The organism is Neisseria sp. P0019.S002, from assembly GCF_051957155.1.
Lineage (GTDB): Bacteria > Pseudomonadota > Gammaproteobacteria > Burkholderiales > Neisseriaceae > Neisseria > Neisseria perflava.
In genome coordinates this window covers 1-470 of sequence record NZ_JBQCWS010000099.1, presented here as the reverse complement: position 1 = coordinate 470, position 470 = coordinate 1, and the positions used below count along the sequence as shown (strand labels likewise).

Sequence of the window (470 nt, the reverse complement as noted above, 5' to 3'; positions counted from 1 at the left end):
ACGACCACCTAGAGCCACACTCGCCTCTGCGTCTGCGGCGTCAGATATATATAAGAGACAGTTTTTATCCTTGCTCCCTTTGTTTGAGTAGTGCGGCAAAGTCATTAAGCATGTTTTCTCGTTGTAAGGTAAATTTAGTTTTTATCTGTTTTTATTTTGAGTTTGGGTTTAACACGGGTAATCAAAAGGCCGTCTGAAAATTTTCAGACAGCCTTTTACTTATGTGTTTAGATGGATTTAAGCCAACAATTCACGCCAGCGTTTCACTTGGAAACGGACTTGTTCCGGCGCGGTGCCGCCCAAGTGGTTGCGCGCGTTTAAGCTGCCTTCGGGTGTCAGCACGCTGTAAACGTCGTCGGCAATCAAACCGCCGAAACCCCGCAGGACTTCAAGCGGCAATTCGCTTAAATCCACGCCAGCTTCATCGGCATGGCGCACGGCTTGGGCAACGACTTCGTGGCTGTCGCGGA

The 470-nt window shown here is 48.9% G+C and carries 1 pseudogene; it reads right to left on the bottom strand.

The window, feature by feature from the left end:
- Positions 1 to 237: 237 nt before the first annotated feature.
- A pseudogene (locus ACTHTY_RS11770) lies at positions 238 to 470 on the bottom strand (argininosuccinate lyase); the annotation flags it as partial.